24 protein-coding genes and 3 pseudogenes are annotated in these 22795 nt (G+C 58.6%); 9 read left to right on the top strand and 18 right to left on the bottom strand.

Going from position 1 to position 22795, the window contains the following annotated elements:
* The 4 genes and pseudogenes from AC1D2L_RS00005 to AC1D2L_RS00020 form a co-directional block, all read left to right on the top strand.
* Positions 1–438, top strand: a pseudogene (locus AC1D2L_RS00005) (aspartate 4-decarboxylase); the annotation flags it as partial.
* Positions 439–562: 124 nt separating this feature from the next.
* The gene (gene aspT, locus AC1D2L_RS00010) at positions 563–2260 is read left to right on the top strand and encodes an aspartate-alanine antiporter (RefSeq protein WP_476844634.1); all 1698 of its coding nucleotides are present in this window, start codon (positions 563–565) and stop codon (positions 2258–2260) included.
* A 158-nt stretch (positions 2261–2418) separates the two neighbouring features.
* A pseudogene (locus AC1D2L_RS00015) lies at positions 2419–2639 on the top strand (hypothetical protein).
* A 331-nt stretch (positions 2640–2970) separates the two neighbouring features.
* The gene (locus AC1D2L_RS00020) at positions 2971–3234 is read left to right on the top strand and encodes a hypothetical protein (protein WP_476843770.1); all 264 of its coding nucleotides are present in this window, start codon (positions 2971–2973) and stop codon (positions 3232–3234) included.
* An 87-nt stretch (positions 3235–3321) separates the two neighbouring features.
* On the opposite strand, the pseudogene AC1D2L_RS00025 reads toward AC1D2L_RS00020, so the two are convergent.
* The 8 genes and pseudogenes from AC1D2L_RS00025 to AC1D2L_RS00060 form a co-directional block, all read right to left on the bottom strand.
* Positions 3322–3777 (bottom strand): annotated as a pseudogene (locus tag AC1D2L_RS00025) (integrase core domain-containing protein); the annotation flags it as partial.
* A gap of 367 nt (positions 3778–4144) precedes the next feature.
* Positions 4145–4399 carry a hypothetical protein gene (locus AC1D2L_RS00030; RefSeq protein WP_476843771.1) on the bottom strand — a complete coding sequence of 85 codons (255 nt, stop codon included), beginning with the start codon at positions 4397–4399 and terminating at the stop codon, positions 4145–4147.
* 689 nt (positions 4400–5088) lie between these two features.
* Positions 5089–7515, bottom strand: coding sequence for an AAA family ATPase (locus AC1D2L_RS00035; protein WP_476843772.1), 2427 nt, complete (start codon positions 7513–7515; stop codon positions 5089–5091).
* A gap of 11 nt (positions 7516–7526) precedes the next feature.
* Positions 7527–7718 carry a helix-turn-helix transcriptional regulator gene (locus AC1D2L_RS00040; protein ID WP_476843773.1) on the bottom strand — a complete coding sequence of 64 codons (192 nt, stop codon included), beginning with the start codon at positions 7716–7718 and terminating at the stop codon, positions 7527–7529.
* A 114-nt stretch (positions 7719–7832) separates the two neighbouring features.
* Positions 7833–8426 (bottom strand): hypothetical protein, encoded by a 594-nt coding sequence (locus tag AC1D2L_RS00045; protein WP_476843774.1) that lies wholly within the window; start codon positions 8424–8426, stop codon positions 7833–7835.
* Positions 8423–9682: a tyrosine-type recombinase/integrase gene (locus AC1D2L_RS00050; RefSeq protein ID WP_476843775.1), complete on the bottom strand. Its 1260-nt coding sequence runs from the start codon at positions 9680–9682 to the stop codon at positions 8423–8425. Before AC1D2L_RS00050 ends, AC1D2L_RS00045 begins: the two co-directional genes overlap by 4 nt.
* A 598-nt stretch (positions 9683–10280) precedes the next feature.
* Complete coding sequence (locus tag AC1D2L_RS00055; RefSeq protein WP_476843776.1) at positions 10281–10598, bottom strand: hypothetical protein; 318 nt, start codon at positions 10596–10598, stop codon at positions 10281–10283.
* Positions 10599–10643: 45 nt separating this feature from the next.
* Positions 10644–10811, bottom strand: coding sequence for a hypothetical protein (locus tag AC1D2L_RS00060; RefSeq protein ID WP_476843777.1), 168 nt, complete (start codon positions 10809–10811; stop codon positions 10644–10646).
* Positions 10812–11312: 501 nt separating this feature from the next.
* Here AC1D2L_RS00060 and AC1D2L_RS00065 point away from each other — a divergent pair.
* Together AC1D2L_RS00065 and AC1D2L_RS00070 are read left to right on the top strand one after the other, a co-directional pair.
* On the top strand, positions 11313–11774 hold the full coding sequence (locus AC1D2L_RS00065) for a hypothetical protein (RefSeq protein WP_476843778.1): 462 nt from the start codon (positions 11313–11315) through the stop codon (positions 11772–11774).
* Between the two features lie 305 nt (positions 11775–12079).
* On the top strand, positions 12080–12271 hold the full coding sequence (locus tag AC1D2L_RS00070) for a hypothetical protein (RefSeq protein ID WP_476843779.1): 192 nt from the start codon (positions 12080–12082) through the stop codon (positions 12269–12271).
* Between the two features lie 90 nt (positions 12272–12361).
* Here AC1D2L_RS00070 and AC1D2L_RS00075 read toward each other — a convergent pair whose 3' ends face one another.
* From AC1D2L_RS00075 to AC1D2L_RS00095, 5 genes are all read right to left on the bottom strand, one after another.
* A complete protein-coding gene (locus tag AC1D2L_RS00075) occupies positions 12362–13333 on the bottom strand; it encodes a DUF2971 domain-containing protein (protein ID WP_476843780.1) in 972 nt (323 codons plus the stop codon).
* Positions 13334–13386: 53 nt separating this feature from the next.
* Complete coding sequence (locus AC1D2L_RS00080) at positions 13387–15150, bottom strand: phage terminase large subunit family protein (protein WP_476843781.1); 1764 nt, start codon at positions 15148–15150, stop codon at positions 13387–13389.
* Entirely contained in the window at positions 15056–15583 is a 528-nt protein-coding gene (locus tag AC1D2L_RS00085; RefSeq protein WP_476843782.1) for a hypothetical protein, read from the bottom strand. Before AC1D2L_RS00085 ends, AC1D2L_RS00080 begins: the two co-directional genes overlap by 95 nt.
* A gap of 512 nt (positions 15584–16095) precedes the next feature.
* Positions 16096–16341, bottom strand: coding sequence for a hypothetical protein (locus AC1D2L_RS00090; protein WP_476843783.1), 246 nt, complete (start codon positions 16339–16341; stop codon positions 16096–16098).
* A gap of 16 nt (positions 16342–16357) precedes the next feature.
* Positions 16358–16651, bottom strand: coding sequence for a hypothetical protein (locus AC1D2L_RS00095; RefSeq protein ID WP_476843784.1), 294 nt, complete (start codon positions 16649–16651; stop codon positions 16358–16360).
* Positions 16652–16843: 192 nt separating this feature from the next.
* On the opposite strand from AC1D2L_RS00095, the gene AC1D2L_RS00100 reads away from it, so the two are divergent.
* The 3 genes from AC1D2L_RS00100 to AC1D2L_RS00110 are packed head-to-tail and all read left to right on the top strand — an operon-like array spanning position 16844 to position 18350.
* Entirely contained in the window at positions 16844–17170 is a 327-nt protein-coding gene (locus tag AC1D2L_RS00100; protein WP_476843785.1) for a hypothetical protein, read from the top strand.
* An 18-nt stretch (positions 17171–17188) separates the two neighbouring features.
* Positions 17189–17758: a papain-like cysteine protease family protein gene (locus tag AC1D2L_RS00105; protein ID WP_476843786.1), complete on the top strand. Its 570-nt coding sequence runs from the start codon at positions 17189–17191 to the stop codon at positions 17756–17758.
* Entirely contained in the window at positions 17745–18350 is a 606-nt protein-coding gene (locus tag AC1D2L_RS00110; RefSeq protein ID WP_476843787.1) for a hypothetical protein, read from the top strand. The genes AC1D2L_RS00105 and AC1D2L_RS00110 overlap by 14 nt, the downstream gene beginning before the upstream one ends.
* A 102-nt stretch (positions 18351–18452) precedes the next feature.
* On the opposite strand, the gene AC1D2L_RS00115 is transcribed toward AC1D2L_RS00110, so the two are convergent.
* Genes AC1D2L_RS00115 through AC1D2L_RS00135 form a run of 5 tightly spaced genes read right to left on the bottom strand, consistent with a single transcriptional unit; the run spans position 18453 to position 22595 of the window.
* Positions 18453–18779 (bottom strand): DUF2190 family protein, encoded by a 327-nt coding sequence (locus AC1D2L_RS00115; RefSeq protein ID WP_476843788.1) that lies wholly within the window; start codon positions 18777–18779, stop codon positions 18453–18455.
* Positions 18780–18989: a phage head-tail joining protein gene (locus AC1D2L_RS00120; protein WP_476843789.1), complete on the bottom strand. Its 210-nt coding sequence runs from the start codon at positions 18987–18989 to the stop codon at positions 18780–18782.
* Positions 18989–20767, bottom strand: coding sequence for a prohead protease/major capsid protein fusion protein (locus AC1D2L_RS00125; RefSeq protein WP_476843790.1), 1779 nt, complete (start codon positions 20765–20767; stop codon positions 18989–18991). Before AC1D2L_RS00125 ends, AC1D2L_RS00120 begins: the two co-directional genes overlap by 1 nt.
* A 14-nt stretch (positions 20768–20781) precedes the next feature.
* Positions 20782–22167, bottom strand: coding sequence for a phage portal protein (locus AC1D2L_RS00130; protein ID WP_476843791.1), 1386 nt, complete (start codon positions 22165–22167; stop codon positions 20782–20784).
* Complete coding sequence (locus AC1D2L_RS00135; protein WP_476843792.1) at positions 22167–22595, bottom strand: helix-turn-helix domain-containing protein; 429 nt, start codon at positions 22593–22595, stop codon at positions 22167–22169. Before AC1D2L_RS00135 ends, AC1D2L_RS00130 begins: the two co-directional genes overlap by 1 nt.
* Positions 22596–22795: the final 200 nt, after the last annotated feature.

Below are 22795 nucleotides of genomic sequence, written 5' to 3' on the forward strand. Positions count from 1 at the left end.
GGAGATGATGGACGAGGCGAGGAGATGATGGACGAGGCGAAGCTCTACCAGAAGACCTGCATGGACATCGTCAGGAACAGGGCCGACCGCCTGATCGAGGGGCTCGGCATCGAGGTGCCGGAGAACCTGCTGCATGACCGCTATTACGGCCTGGTCGATTTCGAGTTCTGGGCCAACAAATACGTCGGCCCGGAGGTCGTCGCCTACATGAAGGAGCACATCCACCCGCTCGATATCGTGTTCCGGCTCGCCGAAGACCACGGCATCGTGCTGTTGAATGGTGGCGGGTTCCATGCGCCCAACTGGTCGGTGCGCGTGTCCTTCGCCAATCTCGATGACGAGGTCTACAGCCAGATCGGACGAGCAACGCGCGCAGTCGCCCGAGGCTACAGGCAGGCCTTCGACGCCTACAATCTCGCTCTCGCCAAATCGAAATAGCCGAGCGGCGTGGCGCCGGTCCAAGACCCTAAATCGACGCCGCGCCGTTCACGGCAACGCCGCCAGACATTTGACCGCCTATTTGGGCTGCCGAACGTCTGATCCTTCTGCAGAGAGATCAATTATGCGTTTCGTCGTCCAAGCCCTGCAGAACAACCCTGAGCTCGCCATTTTTCTGACGATTGCGCTCGGGTTTCTGATCGGCAAGCTGACATTCGGCGGTTTCAGCCTGGGCGTCGTCGTCGGCTGCCTGCTGGCGGGAGTCTTGATCGGGCAACTCGACATCAAGATTTCTTCCACCGTCAAATCGGTGTTCTTCGACCTTTTTCTGTTTACGACCGGCTACAAGGTCGGCCCGCAATTTTTCCGTGCCTTGAAGAAAGACGCGCTTCCGCAGGTGGCTCTCACGGTCGTCCTTTGCGTCACATGCCTTTTGAGCGCGCTGTTCTTCGCGAAAATTCTGAACTACGACATGGGAACCGCCGCGGGCCTGCTCGCTGGCGCCTTTTCGGAATCGACCGTCATCGGGACGGCCGGCGAGGCCATTCAGCGGTTGAGCCTGCCGGAGGACGAGCGCCGGGCGCTGATCAACAACATACCGGTCGCCTACGCCGTTACCTATCTGGTGGGGACGACTGCGCTCGTCTGGTTCCTGCCGAAAATGGGCCCAAAGCTCATGGGAATCAACCTGAAGGAGGCCGCCCGCGACGCTGCCAAGAATTCAGGCTCGGACCAGGCCGGTTCGACCCGCGAAGCCGATGGCATCACCACGGCCGCCCGCTCGTTCGACGTGCGCGCCTATCGCGTCGAGAACGCAGCCCTGTTCGGCAAGACCATTTCCGAACTTGAAGCGTTGCCTAAGGCGACGCGTGTCTTCGTCCTTCGTGCTCGCCGTGTCGACCAACTCTTCGGTTACGCCCCCGATTACATGATTCAGGCCGGCGACGTCATAGCCGTCATGGCGCGCTTTGAAGTTCACGCCGCGCGCGGCGACGTCATCGGTCCCGAGGTCAGCGATCCCGAACTGCTGGACATTCCGCTGGAAGCGCTCGACGTGATCGTTACGAACCGCAAGTTCGAGGACCGTTCGCTCGCCGAACTCGCGAGAGATCAATTTGCGCGCGGCGTCTTTCTCGCCAAACTGACCCGGTCGGGCATCGCGATGCCGGTGATCCCGACGACACATCTCAACCGCGGCGACGTGATGTCCCTGGTCGGCCCCATGACGGAGGTCGAACGCGTTGCGGCGGCGATCGGCTATTCCGACCGGCGGACGCCTGCGACCGATATGGTCTTCGTTGGATTGGGCATCTTCCTGGGCGGCCTTTTCGGCCTGCTCTCCGTCGCAGTCTGGGGCGTCCCACTGACGCTGACGGCCAGCGGCGGAGCCCTGTTCATGGGCCTGCTCTTTGGCTGGTTGCGCTCGGTCTATCCCTTCTTCGGCCGCATCCCGGAGCCGGCCATCTGGATCTTCGACACCGTGGGCCTCTGCATGTTCATCGGGATCGTCGGGCTCAGTGCCGGTCCGAGTTTCGTCGCGGGCCTGAGAGCGACCGGCCTCACGCTCGTCGCCGTCGGATTGGTTTCGGCACTACTCCCGCACACTGTCGGGATTCTTTTCGGCCGCTATGTCCTCAGGATGAACCCACTCATTGTCCTGGGAGCCTGTGCCGGCGCCGGCACGATTACGGCCGCGCTGCGGGCCATCCAGGATGAAGCCCAGAGCAGCATCCCTGCCCTCGGCTACACAGTTCCCTACGCCATCGGCAACATCCTTCTGACGGCCTGGGGGCCCGTCCTGATCGCGCTGATGACGATTTGATCAGGCATGCTGGTGATGCCTCCCGGGTCCCGCTCGATCTTGATGCCCCTAAGCACTCCACCCGCGCCGTCTCTTAGGGCCTACCCTAAAGAATGATGGATGGAGGTCACAATGAAGCTCCCGATCGATTATCGGCACTGGTCGCCGCATTCGTCTCCATGGAAAGCGGAGACGCCCGAGCCGTGGTTCACTGCCAGTATGTCAGCTATCCCGCCGGCTGCATTACCAGAGCGGGGGCATGCTGCGGCCACGCCCGGTCGCGCGGGCCGCTGTCACCCCTGGCGTACGGGCAGGCACGCCGATGAACCGCGGAGGCCCGGTCAATCGGGCGGGCAGGCGCTTAGGGCTTGGCCGCTGTCGCGGCGAATTCACTGCCTGAGCAGCCAATTGCACCCCTGCAAAAGAGCCGAAATGTGAGGGTCGGAAAGTTTCGGCCGACGCCCCAATTTCTGACGCTGGCGATCGATTGCGCCGGCTTAAGATCGCCGCGCCGGCCCCGCGCTCACTTGCAGGCGCTCTATGAGCGCTCAGCTTCTGTCTCGATCCCGTTCGCTCCTGTTTCGAAACGTCGTGCTTTCTGGAGCAGGGTGCCCCCTCCAGCACCGGGGACGAAAAGATCGCTGCAGGCACACGTGGCGGCGGCCTGCGATGAAGGTTGATTGTCGAGGCGACCGCGGTGTCGGTCAGCCCATAAAAATGGGAGCAAGCAGATGTGGATTCTGATGTATGTCTTCTCTTACTCGGTCAATCCTGCGGCCTCGAGCGACAGGGCTGAATGGCGACTGATGCCGACCGTAGTATTTCAGGAATTCTCGAACGAAGACCGATGCAAGGCAGCGAAATCCAAGCTGGAGGAGAGCTTAAAGGAGGCAGGTGTCAAACTGAAGAGTGGCCTGGAAGACCTCAGAGCCATCGGCAAGGGCGGCCCCGGCGAGATCATAATCGCCTACAAAGTCGATTGCCTTCCGAAATAACACCCGTTTCGTCCAATTTCTAACTGCCAACGCCAGCACTGTTTTCGTCTCTCAGGAACGGAGGTTCTGGCTCATCCGGGTTTGAGGCTATGCGGCCTGCAGGTGATGCTGCAAGCGTCTTTGCTGGATGGTCTGACGCTTGATCCTTTCGCGTTCGGTGAGGATGGCCTGCCCGCGGCCGAAGTAGACATCGGCGGGCGTGAGGTTTCCGAGGCTCTCGTGGTAGTGGGCGTGGTTGTAGTGCTCGATGAAAGCCGCGACCTGCCGTTCGAGATCGCCGGGCAGATAGTAATTTTCAAGCAAGTATGCGGTTCTTGAGGGTCTGGTGCCAGCGCTCGATCTTGCCCTGCGTCTGGGGATGGTATGGCGCGCCGCGGACATGCTTCATGCCCTTGCCGTCCAGCCAAGTAGCGAGGTCGGCTGAGATGTAGGAGGCGCCGTTGTCGCTCAATAGCCTCGGCCGGTGGGCGACGTGATCTGGTCGAGCCCCGATGCCGCCAGAGCCAGATCGAGCGTGGCGGCGACGTCGTCGGCCCGCATCGTCCTTCACGACCTGCTCTGCCGGCCCCGATTTCTGTCTCATCTGCGCTCCTGAATGGCTGCGATGATCCAGAAATCCTCCCTTCCCGAAACGTCCAAAACTGTCTCAAGAGCGCTGACGGCGGACAGCCGGGGCCCATCTCGTTTGCCGGCCGCGCGCTAGTAGCCTAGGGCGAGCGTCACAGCTCGAGTGTCAACTTCCTCTAGCCCTTGATGCGCTGGGAACAATCTGATGCGAAAGGGCCGCCTCCCCGTTCAGTTACGACGGGGCGCTGTAGCCAGTCGAGCGCATCGCTGCGAATGGCCCCGCTGGCTCCGCCGAGGGCCATGTGTCGTCCGGAGGCTTGGAGAGAGGCCCTCGATGACTGCCTCAGATGATTTTGTCGACGATCTTGTCGACGAAAGCGGGGACGCTGTCTTGAAAGTTATGCATCGAGCGGCCACCGACCTGATCGGCATCCATGAACATTCCGAAACCTTTCGCAGCGTAGTGGATGCCCGTCTTTACACCGGACGCTACCAGATCCACAGCACCTGTGATTAGCCCGCCGCCGCTGACAGCCTCAAGAACGTCGTCGCTCAGCGACGTGCCGAGGGAGGTGGTGATTTCGAAGCCGTTGTTCATGACAATATCCTTCATTCGATGCCCAGGAAGCCGATCTCGGAACACCCCGTCCGCTTCCTGATGAAGAGACGATAGGTCGCTCCCGCTGACACGAACCTTACGGCTGCACTCGCGCCGTGATCTGCGACAGACGGCTTTAGGTTTGCAATCGAGGTCAGGCCGCTCGCATCCGAGGCTGAGTCGACCACAGTATTCGCCGGACCTGATCGAAGGTTCTATAGTAAGGGCGGGTTGGCGACTGGTGCGGCCGGCGTCGTCACGGGAAACGTATTACATTATGGCTCAATTAACAGATTTTATCTGTTGATTAATTCGGCGCGTCTAAAATTTGCCCCCCGATGCGGTGCGAACCCCGCATGCGGCACAAGCTCTGAAGTGCCCCCCGCCCCTCCGCAAAACCGGATATTCTCGACTATCCCCGGATATTAGATTTATCGGTAGCCCCGCGGATAATTACGGATACCGATCTAGCCAGGGGTGGCTTTGGTGGTGCGGAGGTGTAGTCACTAAACCTCGATTAGATCGAGCATTTTGGGCAACTCGGAACGCGGATACTTGCCGGATAATCTCGGATAATTCCGGATGTTCGCCGAGCCACACTACTCGGATAATTCTCTCCCACACCCCGGAGGGGTGGGGAGATTGTCCGAGGGGGCTTTCGAGTTTACCGACCCAAAACCCTGGCAAGATCAGGCTTGACCTTCACCGTTCGGCGAGTCACTTGCACCGCCAGCGCCATCGGGGCGCTGGAAAGCGGTCTGAACGCCACGCGTTGTGAATGTGAGAACACCCTTCTTATCAAGGTTCTTGACGATCTCCCTAAAGCGCCGATTCAAAGATGCCTGTTTGGCGCCAGGCTTGGCCGCTACGAAAGCGGCCTTCAGGTCGCCCTCTAATACCTTGCAGTCAGCCGAAGCGCCCAAGAGACCCAGGAAGATCGCGAACACGGCTTGTTCGTCAGGCGTTAGCCGGTTCGGCGGCTTCCCTTGCGCCGCCTTGTCAGTCCGCATCACCCGCTCGGCCTGAGGGACAAGTGTAGGCACCAGGGATGTGTCGTGGTGCCCTTCGATCTCAATTTCGACCTCGTCCATTCGGAACGTTTTGTCCCAATGGGCCTTACCGTTGCGTTGTTTGCGGCAGTGCACAACCGTGTGTAGGGCCTGCCCCGGCTTTACCCTGAAGTCGCCCTGCGGATCGCCGGTGAAGCCGCCGTGACCGCGCGACTCGCCGCTGCCCTTGGCGACGTGGTGAACGAGGACAATGGTGCAGTTGAAGGCTTTACGTAGCCGCCGAACAGCTTGATTGAATAGAGACGCATCTTTCGACGAATTCTCGTCGGCGCCCGCGATCGATCGGCTCAGGGTGTCAACGGCCATCAGCGCCACACCCTGAGGAAATGCTCGTCGGATTGAAGCGATGAGCTTATCGATCTGCTTCGGATCGAGAAAGTTCGGGCTTCGCGGAATGAAGGCGTAATTGCCTTCATCGTCATCCGCGATACCTCGCGCCTTTCGCCACGCAGCGTGGCGAAGTCGTGCGCCGGACTCTGGTTCGGAGCCAATATAGACTGCTGCGAGGCCCGGCGGGCAATCGATCTCGCATCCCTGCCAGGTCGGCAGAGCGAAGCCGACCGACGCGACGGCGTCCTCTATCAGAAAGCTTTTGAACGACCCCGGGGGCCCAGAGATGATGTTCTCGCTCCCCGCCTGAAACCAGCCTTCTATCAGGAAGCGGGGCCGCGGAAGGCGGAGAATGTCGCGCGAGCGCAGAACCGGATAGAACTCCTCCGCCTCTTCGTCCTCATCTGCAATGTCATCAGCGCGGTCGAAGTGCGGAGACCGGTCGTCCCGACCTTCGTTGAAGCCGAAGTGTTCAGGCTTGGCACCGATCGCAGCGCACGCGGCACGCACCGCCGCCATCGCCTTGGACTTCTGGTTTTCAAACGTCGATCCTTCGACAACGTATTCAGCGAAAAGGTCCAGCGGTCGACGACCGCCTTCGTCCGGCTTGCCGTCTAGCCGCTTGGCGTTCACGCCCTTCATGCCGTGATCTGTGATGCCCGGCGAAGCGGAACCCCCTGGCAATGTCGCTGAGATGCCTTCTTCCAAGCGGGTCGGAACGCCCGGGCGTGCCCAACGCACAACGTCGTGAGGAGCCCGCAGCGTTTCGCCAGACCAGTAGCCGTGTTCGAAGACATCGAACCACCATTCTGGGATCGAGGACATCAGCGCGTTATTCAAGCGACCAAAGGGCGACAGCACCTTCGACTCGGCTGCCCTGTCGTCTGTGTCCTTGTCCCCGGCCTCAAGGGTCTCCGCCCCCTTATCGGGTTCCGCAGCTAGCTTAGCTGCCTTATACTCCTCGATATGCTCCAAACTCAGCGCAAGTAGCCCTGCGCCATCATTGAGCGTAGTCGGAGTGCCTTCGATGTGTTTGGCCGTCAATGTGGCGTAAAGCGAAGCTGCAAATATCTCTACGCCTGCATCTGCCTCAGAAATGTTCTTGTTAATTGTGCCAAGCGCGATCGACGTAATTGCACGAATCCCCGTTCCGCCCGGCGAGAACTCGCAGTAGACACCGCTCGCGAGGACCTTCTTCGCAAAAGGCGAAAACTCCTGCGTTTCGGGGTTATAGCAGTTATCAAAGTCGAAAAAGATCTCACCGGGTTTCGGGACTTTACCCCAGCCACCACCTGGCCCTATCTGCTGAGCGAAGGCAGCCGAGCGTTCCAACGTGCCGTGATCTTCGGGTTTCTTCGTGCTGGCCCGGCGTGGACGGCGCGGATCACTCTTCGGATCGAGCGGTGGCTTTCTGTAAACGTCGCCGTCCTTGCTGTAGCGCCATCCGAGCCAGCCCTCGGAGCTGAGCTGTTCGAAAACCTTAAGGTGCGACGCGATACCATTGAAGGTGTAGGCTAGGTTTACGCGCTTCTCCGGCTTGACGAAGCCCGCCGATGAGACCGGATTCGCGATCTCGTCGGCATTCTCACGTTGGGCTTCGGCAGATTCTGCGTTATTATCGTTGGTGTTAAGCGAGCCACCAAAGACGCCGATCGGGGTCACGACCCGATCGGCGTTGTTGTCTCCGCTATCAGGCGGGTGTGAACGAGCTTCCATGATGCCGGCCCTCACGCGCGCTTCGACTGCGGCGTGAAGTATGTCATCACGTCCTCGCGGAGCCAGTAACAGCGACGGCCGACGCGGACAGGTTCGGGGAAGCGCGCCGCCTTCAACTGGCGCCAGATGGTCGGCACACTGATCGGGTATTTGTCCGAAATTTCACTGACGCTGAGCAGGTCGGATTTCGTAGTCGTGGTCATAATCGAGGTCTCCGATGTTGTCGGACGACCTATCTGGAGGTCGTCCGATTTTTTGGACGACATCTTCAATAGTCCGCATGTATCGGCCTCTGGGAGCCCGCATTGCCGAACAACTCAGGGCAATGCGGATGCCTTACGGTGCTCACGAACGACGCGGCCCAGAGAGGTCAAAGCCGGCGGATCGAGGTCGAGAGCATCATGGGCGGCCCTCACCACCTTCACGAATAGCGCCCGATCGGAAGCCGACGGGGTCCGGCCCGTTGCGGCATAGGAGCGGGCTAGCGCAGGCCAAAGGTCACGAGCCGGCCCGCGAGGACGCTGTCTTCGCCGATCAATATGCTCTCCGCGGGCTGCCCGAAGTAATTGCGTGCTCTTGGCGAGCCGGCCTGCAGCAGCCGATAAAGCCGCGAGTTCGGTCATAATGGCGCCTAGTCGTTCCTCCGAACCGGACAACAATATGGCATCCGCTGGATGTCGCATCGTCTGGCAAGTCGCCAGCGCATGAAAGGCTAGTTTCCTTAAGCGTTCTCTATGTTCATCGATCGCTACCGTATGGTCATTCTCGAGCCACGGATGCTTAAATTCTTTATCGAACATGGCATAAAACTGCAGATCGCGCATGAACATCCAGTCGTCATTGCCAAACACGCTTTCGACGGCTTTATAATGTCCCTCGGAAAGGCCGGGAAACTCGGACCTAAATGTCATGCGGCATTCGCTCGCAGAACGCCGTAGCGCTTCCGACTTTGGTTCGGAGCCACGACTGTGGCTGTCGCGATGATTTCCTGCAATCGCGAGCCCCATACCTCAAGAGCCGCGCGCTTCTGCGGGAGAAAATCATGCCGAACATAAACGCTCGTCGTCACAGTCCCCTTAGTCGTCGTGATGTGATTTAGAACGAGGCCAATATCGTATGGCGAGACGCCAAGCTCCGCCATAAATGTCGCGGCCGTCCGCCGCAAATCATGTGCCGTCCAGCGCTCGAGCCCAATCGCCTCTTGCGACCGCTGCACTGCACGCGCCACGCCGGAATTAGTCAGCGGAGTACCCTTCGGCCCCGGAAAAACGGAACTGAGTTCATGCGCGTCGAGCACGCCCTTGAGAATTGTCACCGCTTGTGCCGATAGAGGTACGACGTGCTCCCGTTTATTTTTCGAGCGGCTGGCCGGAATCGTCCAAGACTGGCCATCAAGATCAACCTCGTTTCGCACCATCCCGGCAGCTTCACCTTGGCGGCATCCGGTCGCGAGGCAGAAGCGGAGCAGTTCAATCGTCCACCGGGACATGCCAGCCGTTTCGAGGCTGGACCACAGCTTTTTGATCTCAGCGGCGGAAAGTGACCGCTCGCGCGGAGCGCGGGCCTCACTTGGCGGTTTCCAACGGTGACCGGGATCGGTTTCAATAATTCCCTTGTCGACGGCCCATGCGGTCATGGCCTTGAGCGAGGCAGCGACGCGATTGGCTTGAATCAATGAGCCTCGCGCTCTGATCCGATCAGTCACACGGCTCAAGTCCAGCCGTCGAAGCTTCTGCACTGCAACGTTGCCGATCACTGGTAGGACATCTGCTGTCAAAGCCCGCTCCATCTCGTCCACGGTGCGGCGACCACGCTCGCGGCGGTCGATGACGAAAAGCCGCGCCAGTTCCCGCAACGTCATGTCGCCAGCGCAGATGCCGGTCTTGATCTCACGCACCGCAACCGACGCATCCTTGCCATCTGACAGGCCGCCTCTCAGTTCTATAGCGCGCGCGCGCGCGCTCGCGAGCGTCATATCAGGGTATCGCCCGAAGGTCGTTCGGGCACGCTTCCCGTCCGCAGGCCGCGTGAACAGCAAACCCCATGATTTCTGAGTGGCGGAGACGCGGAGGAACAGTCCCGCCGTCGCTTCGTCAAAATAGTCGACCTGACCGACGCTGGGCTTCAGCCCGGCCGTGAAACGGTCTGTCAGTCTGACTCTCGGCATTGATTGGTCTCTGCCCTATTTTCGTACCTATAGCGTACCTATTAGGTACGCCTGCATGAGCTTGAGCGCAACACGCAGATACGGGGCGATGGAAGATTATCAATCAAGATACTGTTATCGTATATCTTTCGCTATCGCAGGTTGTCGCTCGTTATCCAGATGCGTCATTAGACAATCGACTGTTAATCGATTGGTCGCAGGTTCGAATCCTGCTCCGGGAGCCAATACATTCGCCTAACGAGTTGACATCGTTATCAGATCTGATTTGGCGCCTTCGCCTACCCTATCTGTTTTCCTACGCCGTCAATGTCGATAATGTCGCCTCTGGCACGGCGAGCACCCGCCCTACCCTCACCTCGAATTGTAACCCGCCGCCCCGAAGGACGACGGGCTCTCACGGCTGCTGCTGCTAGGTTTGCGCGCGTCGCGTGGCCGTGAATCGGGTCAGAGCGCGTAGCCATGCCGGGCAAACCCGCGCTGGCCTTTCTGCTGTCTCGCTTTGGTCTCCATCGCCCGCACGTCGCGCGGCTTGCGTAGGGCTGTGACGCGGTCGACGGGCTTGGCTGCTGGTAAGCGTGCCGGGGCGGCACGAAGCCGGTCAGCGGCCCACGCTGTGGGTTCGCGCATGTAGCAATCCTTGATTGAGGGGGTAGAGGGCGGTCGCCGTATGCTTGCCGGCTTGGGGCGACCGCCTGGCTTCGCTATGCTTTTTAGCCCACGGTCGCGACTTGGCGGTTTCCGCAGCAGCGGCGGCAGGTGTGGGGCGCGCGTTGTCGTTGGCAGGGGCGCCGCCGTCAGCGAAAATGTACTCCTTGATGACGTTCTCCAAGTCGCCGGTATCCTTGCGCGGCTTGACGCCCATCTTGACGTTGAACGCGCGGTTATGGAGTTCGACGGTGTTCTGCGGCGACAGCACGCCGACCGCGCGGCGAAGGGCTGCGAAGTCACGTTGCGCGATATCCTACGCCTGCTGGTTTTCGTGTTCCAGGTTGAGGTTGATGTAGTAGGGGCGCCCGTCGTATTCGCCGCCGACGACCTGGCACTGCAGCTTGGCGACCATGCCGTTGCCACTGGCGTTGGCGACGAAGTCACTTTCGATCATGACAAGCGTGTAGTCGCCGGGTTCCATCGGCGTAAATCCAGGCGATATTGCAGTATCGCCGTTCAGTTCTGTGAAATTGGCATAGTTCCGCCCGGCCATATCTGGCCCCGACCCGTTAGACATCCCGTTATTCCCCTGATTCCGTTCCGGCTCAATGCCGCAGAATCATTACGTCCCAATACCCACGAATAGTCGAGTGGGTATTATGACGTAGGGAAACTTTATTTCGCGAGGAATCCGGTTTCGAGCCCGCCCAGCCTGCGCCGGACGAGAACTATAATGGTTGACAACCATTGCTGTCGCGGGAGCCAGGGGAAGAATACTGCAATGGTTGACAACCATTGGTTTGCACTACTTAAACGAGGGGCCCGAGCCCCGCTCATCTGCTTGCGAACCTGTTTGTGTATCGAAACCGGTGATGCATAAGTCAGAGCGCTCGCTTCCATCGTGTGAAGTGGTGTGCCGCTCCACCACTAGCCAACCCCGCCACCGCGTGCATTGGTGACGTTTGGGAATGGGGGAATTGATATGAAGACTGTGCCTAAGTACACGATTACGAGCCAGCTGATACAGGCGGGTATTTTTGCGAAGACCTCTGCAAGAGACAAAGCGATCGCCCTATCTTATGCACACGCCGGCCACACTCCAAGTCTAATCCAAATCCAGGGACTCGGAAAAAATCCTATAATCGAGCAAGCACCAATCACGATGAGGATTGAATTTCCCGATGCATACCTATGGTTCAACACCAGAAATTTGGCCAGCGGGTACGATAAGACTGAAGACCTGTATGGATCCCTGATTATAGACGGAGACCAGCCGTCCGTTGCACTGCATTTTAATAATCAGCTCCACCACGTTACCGTAGGAACTGGGAGAATCCAGCCGCTAGAGGGTTTTTTCTTTTGGACTAACGATTGGAAGCTGCTGAGCCCTGGCGAAGGGGGCCGGGTCGCGACCATATTCGACAACCTAGAGACCGATCAATAAACCCCGGCCCGGTGTGATTTACATCCGATCCCCACCGCGCCGACCTTGAGACCTCGGACCGTATTGCCCAGACGCACCGCAGGAGGGTGCTGCGGGAGTACAAACACGGGCCGGTGAAGGCGGTTGGGGTATCGCGCGCGCAGTCGCGGCAGGTGAGAATGTAGCATCGCCAAACATTAGCGATGCTTCCTTTGTGACGGACACGGCGAACACCACGGCGGGGCAGTTTCAGTGGTTTGTCAGGTGGTCTCCCTGCCAACGGAACGAATTCCGCTCTTATTGATTAGGGTTCTTGGAGGTGGGTTATGAAAACGGAAATCCGCCAAAACGAAGATAAAGCTCGGAAGCTAACATTCGTTATCGAATCGGCGGAGGATTACGTGCTTGCGACCCGAAGGGTGGCTGCGCTTAGGAGTTACTCGAAGGATCACGCGGCGGCGCAGGAATTAATCGCTCTTTTGAAGGCCGTAGAGGCGTGGGAGGCCAAGCACGGATGAGCGGTTAAACCGCCATCCCGACCGCTGGATCAAACACCGGCCCGTGGCGGTACATCCGCGCGCACGGGCCGGTTCGTTCTAGCTAGGATGCTAGAATTTCCGATACGGGATAGTCGATAACACAACCTTATCCGCAAGATGCGGCATCCCGATAAGATTCATCATGCGCTTAGTGGCGGCGACAGCGAAGGGAGATTTCGAAGTAGGTCCTAAAATGATGCGACTCACAATCGCGCTGTTTCCTATGTCGAAATTTGAAACTTCTTCTACCGGCGTGATCGGAAAGCGAAATTTGGGCTCGATACCTGTGCTGCCAATCATATACGTGTGAAATTGAGGAAGTTTGTTGGCATAATCGCGGTTCGGCATTACGACCGCTCTCCATTCCCTTTCCTCTGCAAACGCCTTATGCTTTGAAAATAATGCAAATAGCTTTAGTCTTTCAAATGCAATTATTGCCACCGTCGATATATCCGCATCGTCAAAATTATTTTTATCTACTATCTTGTAGAGGACATCCAACGTATCAACTACAAAATTTCGCCGTTCATCTGCCGTGCCGTATACAACTTCGGACAATATGAGCGGAGAATTTTCGATTGGCTCTATTTTTGATGTGTCGAATACGATAGCTGCGCCATCCCCATTTTCTCCATAGGCTCGCCACATCGACAGCACACCATCCCTGTCATCTTGTTCGTGTTCGCTAAAACAGAGAATAAAAGTATTGAACGCGTGCGCATTATTAAAAAATAAGTTCGCTTGCTCGATAAAGAGGCGGCGGAAATTGCCGACGATCACATCTTTATTCGATTTCTTCATGTGTGGGTCAAACAGATTTACCTGATCAACGGCTAAATCAATTCCATATCTCAGTTCTTCAAGATCATTCATCAATAGTGGATGCGAGAAAAGGAACGATTTCGAGCTAAGTATTTTTTCTATTGATGAAACCGTCGTATAGTGAGCGAGCAGAGGCTTTTTGGCATCGGCCAACTTTTCCAAATCTTTCCAGAGTGGTAGAAGAGCCGTCCATACAGCAGCATGTTTCGCGTCGTCCATAGCGCCCTCGCCAGCATCGCCGCACAACCGACGTAGACGAATATGTATCGCGCTTAGTGGGATTGCATATACGCGCTTGGAATCGATCGGGGCTTTTCCACCGCCCTCGGCTCAAGCCTTAGCTCGGCCTCACGTGCGTCGAAACTGCTGACGACGACCTGCCGGGCGGCGTAGGCGTATACGGTCGCGTCAAGCGCCTCGGCTTCGCGCCCAGGCAGACGCTCCCATTTCGACACGGGCCGGTGGCCAACGAACCGCAGCGTCTTGCGTTCGCTTAGAAACTGCTCGAACCACACAGGCTCAAGCTGTTCTGAAAACCGGATGCCGGTATTGCGCACGACGCGGTTCATCAGCGTGGTTTTGACGACGTCCGACCCGACGATGAACAGGCCGCGCAGGTCCTTGCTCTTGGTCCCGACTATGATCGGCCGATTGCCGCCCATGCCCTTGATCGACATAACACGGCGACGGCCTCGCGGACGGCAGAAGTCGTAGACAGCCTGCGTCCAGTCGCCGTCGCCTGAGTCGACAGCGACGGCGTCAATACCGATCGTGCCGCCAAGCGGATGGCGGTGCCGTGCCGAAATCAGCGCATCCAGTTCCCGCCACGTCTGATTGTCATCGGGCGAGCCGTAGACGACATCGTGCCCGAGGATGAACATGCAGCCGGTCCGGTCCCATCCGGCCGTAGTGCATTCGAGCCGGTCGTCCTGCACGTCCACGCCGATGGTCAGATACAGCACGCTTTCGGGAATGGCGCCGATGCTGAAGTCCTCACCACGGCTGGCAATCTCAGCCTCGTCTATATCGTTCTCGGTGTCCTGCCACGGCAGACCGAGAACCTGGTTCTTGAAAATGCGGTGCCGATCGGGGTCGCGTTTGATTTCCTCGAATTTGGCCGCAAGCAGCGGCCAGGCGACGCTTGCCAAGGGCGAGACCAAACTGGACAGGTGAAACCCTGCGTGACCTTTAACCTCGGGTCTGGTGGCACGCCAGCGGCCCGCCTCGACGATTGCCGTCTTGTGCGTCTCCATTACCTCAGAACCACACTTGGGGCAGAACCAAGCAGCCTTGCTGGGCTCGCCGTCCGGCCAGCGGATGTCGGCCCACACGATCTCGCTGAATTCGCGGCAGTGCGGGCAAGGCGTTTCGTATACTCGCATGTCAGATTTGGAATAAGCGTCGGCAACCCGGGACGTTGATGCGTCAACCGGCGTCGATCCGATGATGATTTTCCTGTCCGGGAATGACGTCGTGCGGCCCTCCGCGAGGAGCAACGGGTCGCCCTCCGTCGTGGTCGTCATCGCGTCGACCTCGTCGCAGAACAGCACCCTGGCATTCCTGCCGCGGAGGTTTGCAGGGCTCTTGGCTGCGATGACGTTCAAGCTGCCGCCGGCGAACCGGCGCGAGAGCATCGTGTTTCTGTTTATGTCGAGGGTGTCGCCCGACAGCTTACCGGCCAGCTCCGGCGATGACCTAAAGATCGGCTCCATTACGTCAACGACCATGGTCCGGCAGTCCTGCTCGCGGGGGAGCACTGCCAAGACCTGGGTCGGATCGTTGGCGATATAGTTGGCGAGAGCCCCGACCGCGAGCGTCGAATAGCCGACCCGGATGGCTTTCATGACGGTTACCCGTTCTAGGACCGGGTCGCCGAAAGCATCTGCGATTTCACGTTGGAACGGATAGAGCCGGATCGGCCCTGGCAGTGCCGCGACGACGTCAGGCAGCCGAAATATCTGCTCCAGCCATGTCGACAAGCGCAGGCGCGGCGGCGGGCGTAAGCTCGCCATCGCCCGCAGTAAGGTGGTCTGCATTTTCAGATAGCGCCGATAAGGCGTCCCGGAGTTCACGATCGAGGATGGCGGCCTGTGCCGCGTCCATCGTGCTGATGCGATGCCGCACCCGGCTGGTGACGGCTAGGACGCCCGAGCGCACTCGACGCAGGACGTCCTGCCAGGTGCGTTCAACGTCCTCCCGCGGCAACAAATCGCCCTTGGTCACAGCATTTTTCATCGCCTGAGCGTCGGCCCGCTCGCTAGCGAGGCGTGCGTTCTCGCGGTTGAGGTCAAGGTCGGCTGCCCTGCCCGCGGTCTTGCCACCAGCATGCGCGATAACGGCCTGGACGGTCTTAGCTGCATCGAACGAGCCAGGGCTGATACGCACGGCGATTCCTTCCAGCGCGAGCTGGTTCAAACGCCGCGGGGTCAAGCCGAGAAGGCCTGCCAGGGCGGCGGTTTTCATTTCCATGGTGGGTCTCGTGGAGGAAGGAAATCGTATTACAATTTTCGTTGAGCGGCAGGAATCGGGGTCTCCCGCCCGCGGTCATTGCCGTCGCCGAAAGGACCCGCCGCAATGAACTTTCAACTCACAAATCTACTTATCAATAGGATCCGTCACTACGAGCGCGCATGCGCCGCATGCGTTAATTCCATCTTGGAAATACCACCTGCACTTTGATCGGATGGTGCATTTTTCGTAACGCTGCAATGGAACATCAACCTTGAGGGCTGCAATTCTGGCCCCAAGGATGCATTTGGCGTTTGACCAGTGCTGGCACGCCGCGCCGTGACAGGGCCCGGAAAATCTAAATCGCTTTTCAGCCGGTCGGCCTTCGGTCGCCGCCGCTTGAAATTCATTATCGACCTTAACTGGGCTATCTAGGAAAATTACTAAACCTGTCGAGGAGACGATCCCAATGAGGTCATTGCCAATCTCGCCGCGCGAGCTAGGGCATCGTTTTCCTCTATTTTCGTCCACGATTAGGCGCTTACGCTGGAAATGAAAAAGCCATCCGTACCTCTTCCACCAACTCCGCCCAATCCAGTGTCGGCATCCTTCAGTGGTCGAGCAATTAGGTCTCGACTAGGATCAAGGCGAGCTATCTCCGTCAACGTAGCGTATTTTATGATTTGTTTAATTGCGTCTGCTTCAATATCAGAAAGTTTAACGTCCACTTTGAATATAAAAGTGCTAGACACATCTTCTCTATTGTCGCTGTTGGTCATCTTGATGCCCTCATAATTAACCGCTGGATGCCCAGGCGGATATTGCGATGAACACGATCGAAGCCATCAAAGCAATAAAGCCTGGCCCACTTTTCGACAAGGCACTTATCAGTTTTGTTAACTCGGGCAGAAGTTTAGTCAAAATCTCTATATTTGGCGTTGCGCCCAAAGTATCTGAGTCTCCCGCCTTATCCGCCAATTTCTTTTTCGATGAGAATGACATCACGTAAACAACAAGAGTATCAATGACGTATAAAACAAAGCATATTTGCGAAAACGTTAACGCCCAAAAGGCAATTTGCTGTGTCATCGTCGCGCACCTTGGAAGCAAGCTCTACTCCAGCAGAATAATGCATGTTGAGTCAACATGTATATATGAGCCGCGGTTGGAACATTAGGTCAGCATAGCTGTCTATCTTTCCACTTGCGAAAGGCGTCGATTAATGTTGATGCTGTGCTTGCCTATCTCCTTGTTTTTCGCTGTTCAGATGAGGATGCGCTCATGACAACCAAGATTGATGGCATTGCGTTACCGGCTACACTTGGTGCTTCCCTTGGGGGAACGCCTGAAGAGGCAGCTAAGGCATTTCTAGCCGCAGCATCTGCTGGGATGGCTCAAGTGCTTCGCGATGCCGTTGTGGCCGCTGTTGGCGAGGCGGTGGGCGGTGCTGCAAAACCTGACTGGGCAAATTACATCACGGGTCTAGTTTGTGACATGCAGTGGAGCGTTCCGCCAGGGACTATGCCTACTACTTTGATAACGTTTGCCGGGACGGGCGCGGCGCTCGGCGGCGGAGAAGTTACGGTTGGCGTTAAGTGGACGTTCTGAGAGGATAGGAATAGGACGATGCTAGACCGAACCTTTTTTTCACTGGCTCAAGGATCGTCCGCTTCCGCATTCCTCGGTTCTAATAAAGAAAAGAAATTGAATATTTCCCATATTAAGCAGGAGCAGACCGAATGGTGCTGGGCTGCCTGTATGGAAATGGTACAAAAATTCACCAACAACGCGCAATCGCAATGCGATCTAGCAAGCGCAGCGCACGGTCAATCAGAATGTTGCAAGCACCCTTCGAGCCCTCTTTGTAACAAGCCCTTGGCGGTAGTACTAATTGGGCCCGAGTGGAAAAAATATGGCTACTCAGCCCCTTACCACGACGGGCCGGCGCCGTTCTCAGAGCTAAAATCGCAGATCCTCGAATACAATCGGCCCATTGAATGCGGATTGAAATGGTCGACAGGTGGTGGACACGCCGTCTTGATCGTGGGATTTTCGGACGATGACGGGGAATTTGTTAATGTGCTAGATCCGTGGGAGAATGAAAAAACGTTGACCTACTCTGAGATGGTCGCGGCTTTCGGCAGGGGCAGTTGGAAGTGGTCTTGGATTGGGATCGGGCAAAATGGCACGGTTTGACACTCTCGATGACGCTGAAGTTAAAGAGCTTGTCCCTAGCGCTAACAAGCTACTATCGATTAACGCCGATTCGTTGGGCGCGGTAAACAATTTGCAGATTGGGCATGCGATTGCTATTTGGTCAATGCGCAGCGTCTCTAATCGCGATCAAGATAAAACTATTTCTGAAATGGCGGAATTTACTGGGCGATGGCTCCATTTTATTAAGGCGTCGACTTCTGACGATTTGCTTGGAACAGCAACTTCAGCGAAAGATACCGATACTCACCTCCTAAAGACGGTTTCGGTTACTAAATCCCCTGGAGATGCTTACGACACTCTTCACGCGATTGAATTTATAAGGAATAATCAGCCGTCCGATGAGATGCTCGCAAGGTATCTTATACTGCCGCATTACTTTGTGAAAGCTCTCTGGCTATCGAGTGAGGCCTTTCCGAAAAACGAACTAATTGTAGTCTGCAGTAGCCCCAACGAATTCCAGTTTAAGTTGAATTCACATTATTATGAAACTTCTGATTTTGTAAGAATCTTAACATATAGTGATCCCATTGCGGGTATGCCGGATTTGGATTCCGGTTCTTTAAGTCGATAGTCTCAACGTTCGTATTGTGTCGGCCTTGGTTTTGCGTGAAGCTTGGACCTATTTGGTCCCCCGGAAGCGCGCGCCATCGTTAGATCGACGCGCGCCAGCACATTACGGAGCCAAACGAACCGTGCCTGTGGCGGACGGGTTGGCCGCGACGGCGACAGCGTGCCCGAGGCGCGGGTTGGCGCCCGATGCGTCGGCTGTCGTGGCCCTCGCGCCGTCTGAATAGATGATGGCGCCGACTGTCCAGGCTTGCGCGCTAGTTTTCGCGACCTCATAAACGCCGCTGGTTGCGACTACGACGTCTTCGCCGGTTAGGGCCGAACCCTGTGCCACGCCGGCCAGTTTGCCTACCTGCACAATGCCGCCCGAGAGCACGTCGGCGGGAGCGACCAGCGTCAGGAAATCGCCGGTCTGAATGAAATTCTTAGCCATTTAGAGGCCTTTCGAAAAATGAGGGAGAAAGGTGCGGACGCGTGTGCCGGACTGCGACGCAATCTCGGTTTCGAGCGCTGCGATTGCAGCCGCCATGTCGCGGTCGGATTTATAATGAACCTCATCCTCGCCAAAACGGGCACGCAGAATGCCGTCCGCACGAAGGAGGAGCAGCGCCTCGCGGCGCTGCCTCAGGTTTTCAACGTCCATCAGGCGCCTGAGTTGCTGTAGGCGCCGCGGAAGTCGATCGCGCCAACTGCGAAATCGAGCGACGCTGCGACCTTAATCGCTTGCGTATCGAAATCGCGCTCGGTCCGGACGATCGGACCCTCTGCGCCATTGACGTAGCCGAAGACGATCGTCGGGGCCATCGCGGGCGACGCAAACAGATACCACTGGTTGCCGACGATGTTCGCGTCGATGACCAACTCAGCCAGGCCGGCCCAAGGGTTAACTTCGCTGGATTTGGTGGCGTTGATCGAGGCGAGCAGCTGACGGGCAGCCATTTCGCGGTCCGGGCCACACACAAGGTAAGCCGGCGCCAGATTGAGGAGGAGGCCGTCGAGCGACTTCTGCTTACGCATCCCGGCGACAGCCGCGCCGACGTTGGCGGCGTCGATGGCCGTGCCGCTACCGGCCTTATTGCCGTGAGTCGCATGGAATAACGCGACGCCGTCCGACAACGCCGCGTTGGCCGTCAGCACTGCATAGGCCCGCTTGTTTTCGTCGCTAGCAGCCCGGATGGAAATCATGCCCGAGAAGTCGGACAGGGCCGACAGATCGTCATTGATGAGAAGCTGCCGGCCGACCGCAATGCCGGTGCCAAGTTCTTTGGCGCGGATTTTCTCGCGATTCTCCGAGATGGTGCCGAACTTCACCTCGCCGGATTCAGCGATGTCCTTGAACTCAGGAAAGTCGCCGATGCGCAGGAAGCTATGGTCGCGGAAATCGGCGAACGGGCGCTTGGCAGCCCACTTGCGATAGGTCGGCGCGGCGGCGGTGTAGTTCGCCATGAGCGCCTTGTTGGTTGCCTCGGCCAAGAGCAGCGGGAAATCCGACGTGCTGTGCGCGCCGACTGCACGTTCAAGCAAAGCGCCCTGGTCGCGCAGGTTGACCCGATCGCCGCGCGCGGTGGCAAGTTCCCCAACCATGTCGAGGACGCGATAACCGGCATATTCAGATGCGCGACCCTCGACCTTGACCACGCCTGGGGCGATACGATGTGCGAGGGCATCCGCCATCGCGGTCCGGATGGCAATCGGGTCGTTGTTGTCGTTGCCGACGCTAGCCCGGACCGTGCCCGTGGTGGCGCTACGCGCGCTGAGGGCGTCGAGCGCAGCTGCCCTAACGGCGTTGAGGTCGATGATCTCGGCGTCAAGCTGCGTTGCCGTCCAGGCGGCGTCCAGGCCGGTCGTGGTGGCGATGCTGCGAACCTCGGCAGAAAGCTGCGCACGGGTCGGTACGGCGGGTTCGTTGGTGGTGATGGCGGGGGTGGTCAAGGATTCAGTACTCCGAAGGCCGGCGCCGTGATCGGCGGGCACAGTGGTGAGTGAGGCTTCCAAAAGTTGGAACGTGGCCGCGGTCAGTGTCCGCTTGCCCGCAGGCTTGGTCTCGGCCCATTTCAGGACCGAGTAGCCAATCGAAACCGCGTAGGTTGCGCCGTCTGTCAGTTCGGCTGCAACGCGTTTGGCGCGCTCGTTGTGTCGCGACAGCTTGACTGTGCCGACGACCTCCGCACCGACAGTCTTGATGTCGATGACCTCGCCAAGACGGTCGTCAACGCTGCCGCGGGAATGGCTGTCGAGCAAAGGGATGGACGACGGCCAGGGCTGGTTTAGGTCGAGCACCTCGACGTAGGCGCCGCGGCTATCTGCGCGGGCCACCGGCGCGCCCGTTGATAGGACAGCCTGGACCGTCCAGTTATCGGGATTCCAAGTCGACGCGCGCAAGGGTGCGGCCCGGGTTAGCGGGCCGGTTGTTTTGGGCATGGGGATGTCCTGATTTATGCCGCAGCAGAGGCAGGCGGCTCGTTGGAATTGGCTGGCTGTGGGGTCGCGAACGCCAGGCCGAGAGATTTTTCGAACGCGGTGTCGGCCGCTATTTCCCGCATGACGTGGTCGTAGTCTTCGCCGCGCGACGAAATGAGCGCGCGGCGCGACGTCAGGCCCGACTCAAGCTGCATCGTCTCGGCAGTAATGTCCTTGACCGGCTCCAATGATGGCCATGTTGGACAGATGTGCTTGACGGCCATCGCCGCTTCCACTGTGGACTGAACACGACCACCGAGGACCTGCAGCGTAGCGAAACGACGCCACACCGGCACGCATACTTGCGGAATGAACGTGGACCACTGCATCGCCTCGACGCGCGCCTTCCACGCTGTATTTGCCGATTTGAGGCTACTGTAGTTCGCGGCCCCAACGTCGCCGAGGGCATGGGCGGGAAGGCCCATTCCGATGGCGACCTCGCGCTCGGCAATTGCAGCGAAGCTAATGACCTCCGTGCCAATCCCGGGCGGGCTGGTGAATGTCACCGACTGCCCAGGGTCTAGAAAGGTCAACTGGCCCGGGGTTAGTCCACCGACCAATGAATCGCCCTGCCGCTCACCGTCGAGCGGACCGCCGCTTCCGTCGCCTGGCGTCACGAAACCGGCCATCATCGCTGCGACCCGCAATTTGGTCAGCATGGCGTCACGCCAGGAGTCGAGGTCAGACATGCGAAGGAGCGATGCGCTGAGATGTGACACGCCGCGCACCTGCCCCGGCCAATCGGCTCGAAAGACATGCAAGACGTCGCGGGCGTCTATGCGTCGGCGATGACGTTGAATACCCAGATCGAGCCCGGGGGCGTGGTCGAGAACGTGATAGGCGACCCGTGCTCCGGAGGCGTCGAACTCGACCCCCTGCATAATATGACCGCCGTCGAGCACCGTCGTATGCGATGCGTCTAGCTGCTCGGGGTCGAGCACTCGAATGCGAAGCCGGTCCTCATTGCTAATCATCACGGCCAGGCCTTCGCCTGCGATGAAGCAGGAGCGGAAGAGCGCCTGTTGAATGCCGAACCAATCCGTCCGGGCGTCCGCGTCGGCATCGTCAACCCACTCGGCAAAGGACGCCGTAAGCGCGTCCCGCGTCGAGATGTCGGGGTGAAGCGACGAGGCTAAAATACCTGCCCCGATTGCCTGAGCGACCCAGGCGTTAACGCCGGCGGCGCCTAACGGATTGTTGCTGACGGCATACCGAGCGCGGTCAGCAAGCGTCCTGCGCGCGATCTGCGCGGCCACTTGGGGCGCTGGCATAGATGGCTGGCCGCGCCAGCGTCGACCGCCTGCAGCGCCGTCGTAGGACCGGGTGCGGAACGGCGATGAAATCGTGCTCCAGATACCCATCAAACGACGTCCCAAGCGGCGGCGCATTCGGGATTGTTCGCGGCGACCTCGGTGGTGATGCCCGCGATGTCATTCCAGATGCGGACGGCGTCGACACTAATATGCGCAGCACCGTCGTTAGTCGGCATCACGAATGGTCCGATCGGCTCGCACGGGCCTGTTGGGGTGTTCGCGAAGGCAAAGACCGCGCGTATCTGCGCGATGCCAATGCCGTGCCCGAGGCGGTACATCGCGGCGAGGATCGAGAACATGTACTTGTCGTGAGGCGAATAGCGCCATTGCCCGCCAAGCTTGGTGGCGAACCGCAGGCGGGCAGCGTGGGCCAGAGCTTGCCACCTGTACATCGTGTCGCGGGGTGCCTGGAGATATTGCGCAAACTCCGCCGCGGCGAAAATCGGCGCCTGCCAGAGCGGCGGGACGTGCGTCATGTTAGATGATCCTGAAAATGGTGCGGCCGCAAAAGGTGCGGGCCATTAAAAAAGCCGCCCGTTGCCGGGCGACTGGGAAAGGGCGGCGGGCGGCCTGGTTGGAACAAGACGCCCGCCCGTGTCGATGCCGCCTCGAGCAGCGTCGACAATCTGAAACTGGTGGCGCCTGTGGGCGGCGCAAATCTGACTGCAGGAGAATT

This window comes from Allobosea sp. P1_B10, assembly GCF_056406735.1.

Coding starts and splice junctions, on each gene's coding strand:
- aspT (WP_476844634.1), top strand. CDS start 563: ATGCGTTTCGTCGTCCAAGCCCTGCAGAACAACCCTGAGCTCGCCATT.
- AC1D2L_RS00020 (WP_476843770.1), top strand. CDS start 2,971: ATGTGGATTCTGATGTATGTCTTCTCTTACTCGGTCAATCCTGCGGCC.
- AC1D2L_RS00030 (WP_476843771.1), bottom strand. CDS start 4,399: ATGAACAACGGCTTCGAAATCACCACCTCCCTCGGCACGTCGCTGAGC.
- AC1D2L_RS00035 (WP_476843772.1), bottom strand. CDS start 7,515: ATGGAAGCTCGTTCACACCCGCCTGATAGCGGAGACAACAACGCCGAT.
- AC1D2L_RS00040 (WP_476843773.1), bottom strand. CDS start 7,718: ATGACCACGACTACGAAATCCGACCTGCTCAGCGTCAGTGAAATTTCG.
- AC1D2L_RS00045 (WP_476843774.1), bottom strand. CDS start 8,426: ATGACATTTAGGTCCGAGTTTCCCGGCCTTTCCGAGGGACATTATAAA.
- AC1D2L_RS00050 (WP_476843775.1), bottom strand. CDS start 9,682: ATGCCGAGAGTCAGACTGACAGACCGTTTCACGGCCGGGCTGAAGCCC.
- AC1D2L_RS00060 (WP_476843777.1), bottom strand. CDS start 10,811: ATGGAACCCGGCGACTACACGCTTGTCATGATCGAAAGTGACTTCGTC.
- AC1D2L_RS00065 (WP_476843778.1), top strand. CDS start 11,313: ATGAAGACTGTGCCTAAGTACACGATTACGAGCCAGCTGATACAGGCG.
- AC1D2L_RS00070 (WP_476843779.1), top strand. CDS start 12,080: ATGAAAACGGAAATCCGCCAAAACGAAGATAAAGCTCGGAAGCTAACA.
- AC1D2L_RS00075 (WP_476843780.1), bottom strand. CDS start 13,333: ATGGACGACGCGAAACATGCTGCTGTATGGACGGCTCTTCTACCACTC.
- AC1D2L_RS00080 (WP_476843781.1), bottom strand. CDS start 15,150: ATGCAGACCACCTTACTGCGGGCGATGGCGAGCTTACGCCCGCCGCCG.
- AC1D2L_RS00085 (WP_476843782.1), bottom strand. CDS start 15,583: ATGGAAATGAAAACCGCCGCCCTGGCAGGCCTTCTCGGCTTGACCCCG.
- AC1D2L_RS00090 (WP_476843783.1), bottom strand. CDS start 16,341: ATGACCAACAGCGACAATAGAGAAGATGTGTCTAGCACTTTTATATTC.
- AC1D2L_RS00095 (WP_476843784.1), bottom strand. CDS start 16,651: ATGACACAGCAAATTGCCTTTTGGGCGTTAACGTTTTCGCAAATATGC.
- AC1D2L_RS00100 (WP_476843785.1), top strand. CDS start 16,844: ATGACAACCAAGATTGATGGCATTGCGTTACCGGCTACACTTGGTGCT.
- AC1D2L_RS00105 (WP_476843786.1), top strand. CDS start 17,189: ATGCTAGACCGAACCTTTTTTTCACTGGCTCAAGGATCGTCCGCTTCC.
- AC1D2L_RS00110 (WP_476843787.1), top strand. CDS start 17,745: ATGGCACGGTTTGACACTCTCGATGACGCTGAAGTTAAAGAGCTTGTC.
- AC1D2L_RS00115 (WP_476843788.1), bottom strand. CDS start 18,779: ATGGCTAAGAATTTCATTCAGACCGGCGATTTCCTGACGCTGGTCGCT.
- AC1D2L_RS00120 (WP_476843789.1), bottom strand. CDS start 18,989: ATGGACGTTGAAAACCTGAGGCAGCGCCGCGAGGCGCTGCTCCTCCTT.
- AC1D2L_RS00125 (WP_476843790.1), bottom strand. CDS start 20,767: ATGCCCAAAACAACCGGCCCGCTAACCCGGGCCGCACCCTTGCGCGCG.
- AC1D2L_RS00130 (WP_476843791.1), bottom strand. CDS start 22,167: ATGGGTATCTGGAGCACGATTTCATCGCCGTTCCGCACCCGGTCCTAC.
- AC1D2L_RS00135 (WP_476843792.1), bottom strand. CDS start 22,595: ATGACGCACGTCCCGCCGCTCTGGCAGGCGCCGATTTTCGCCGCGGCG.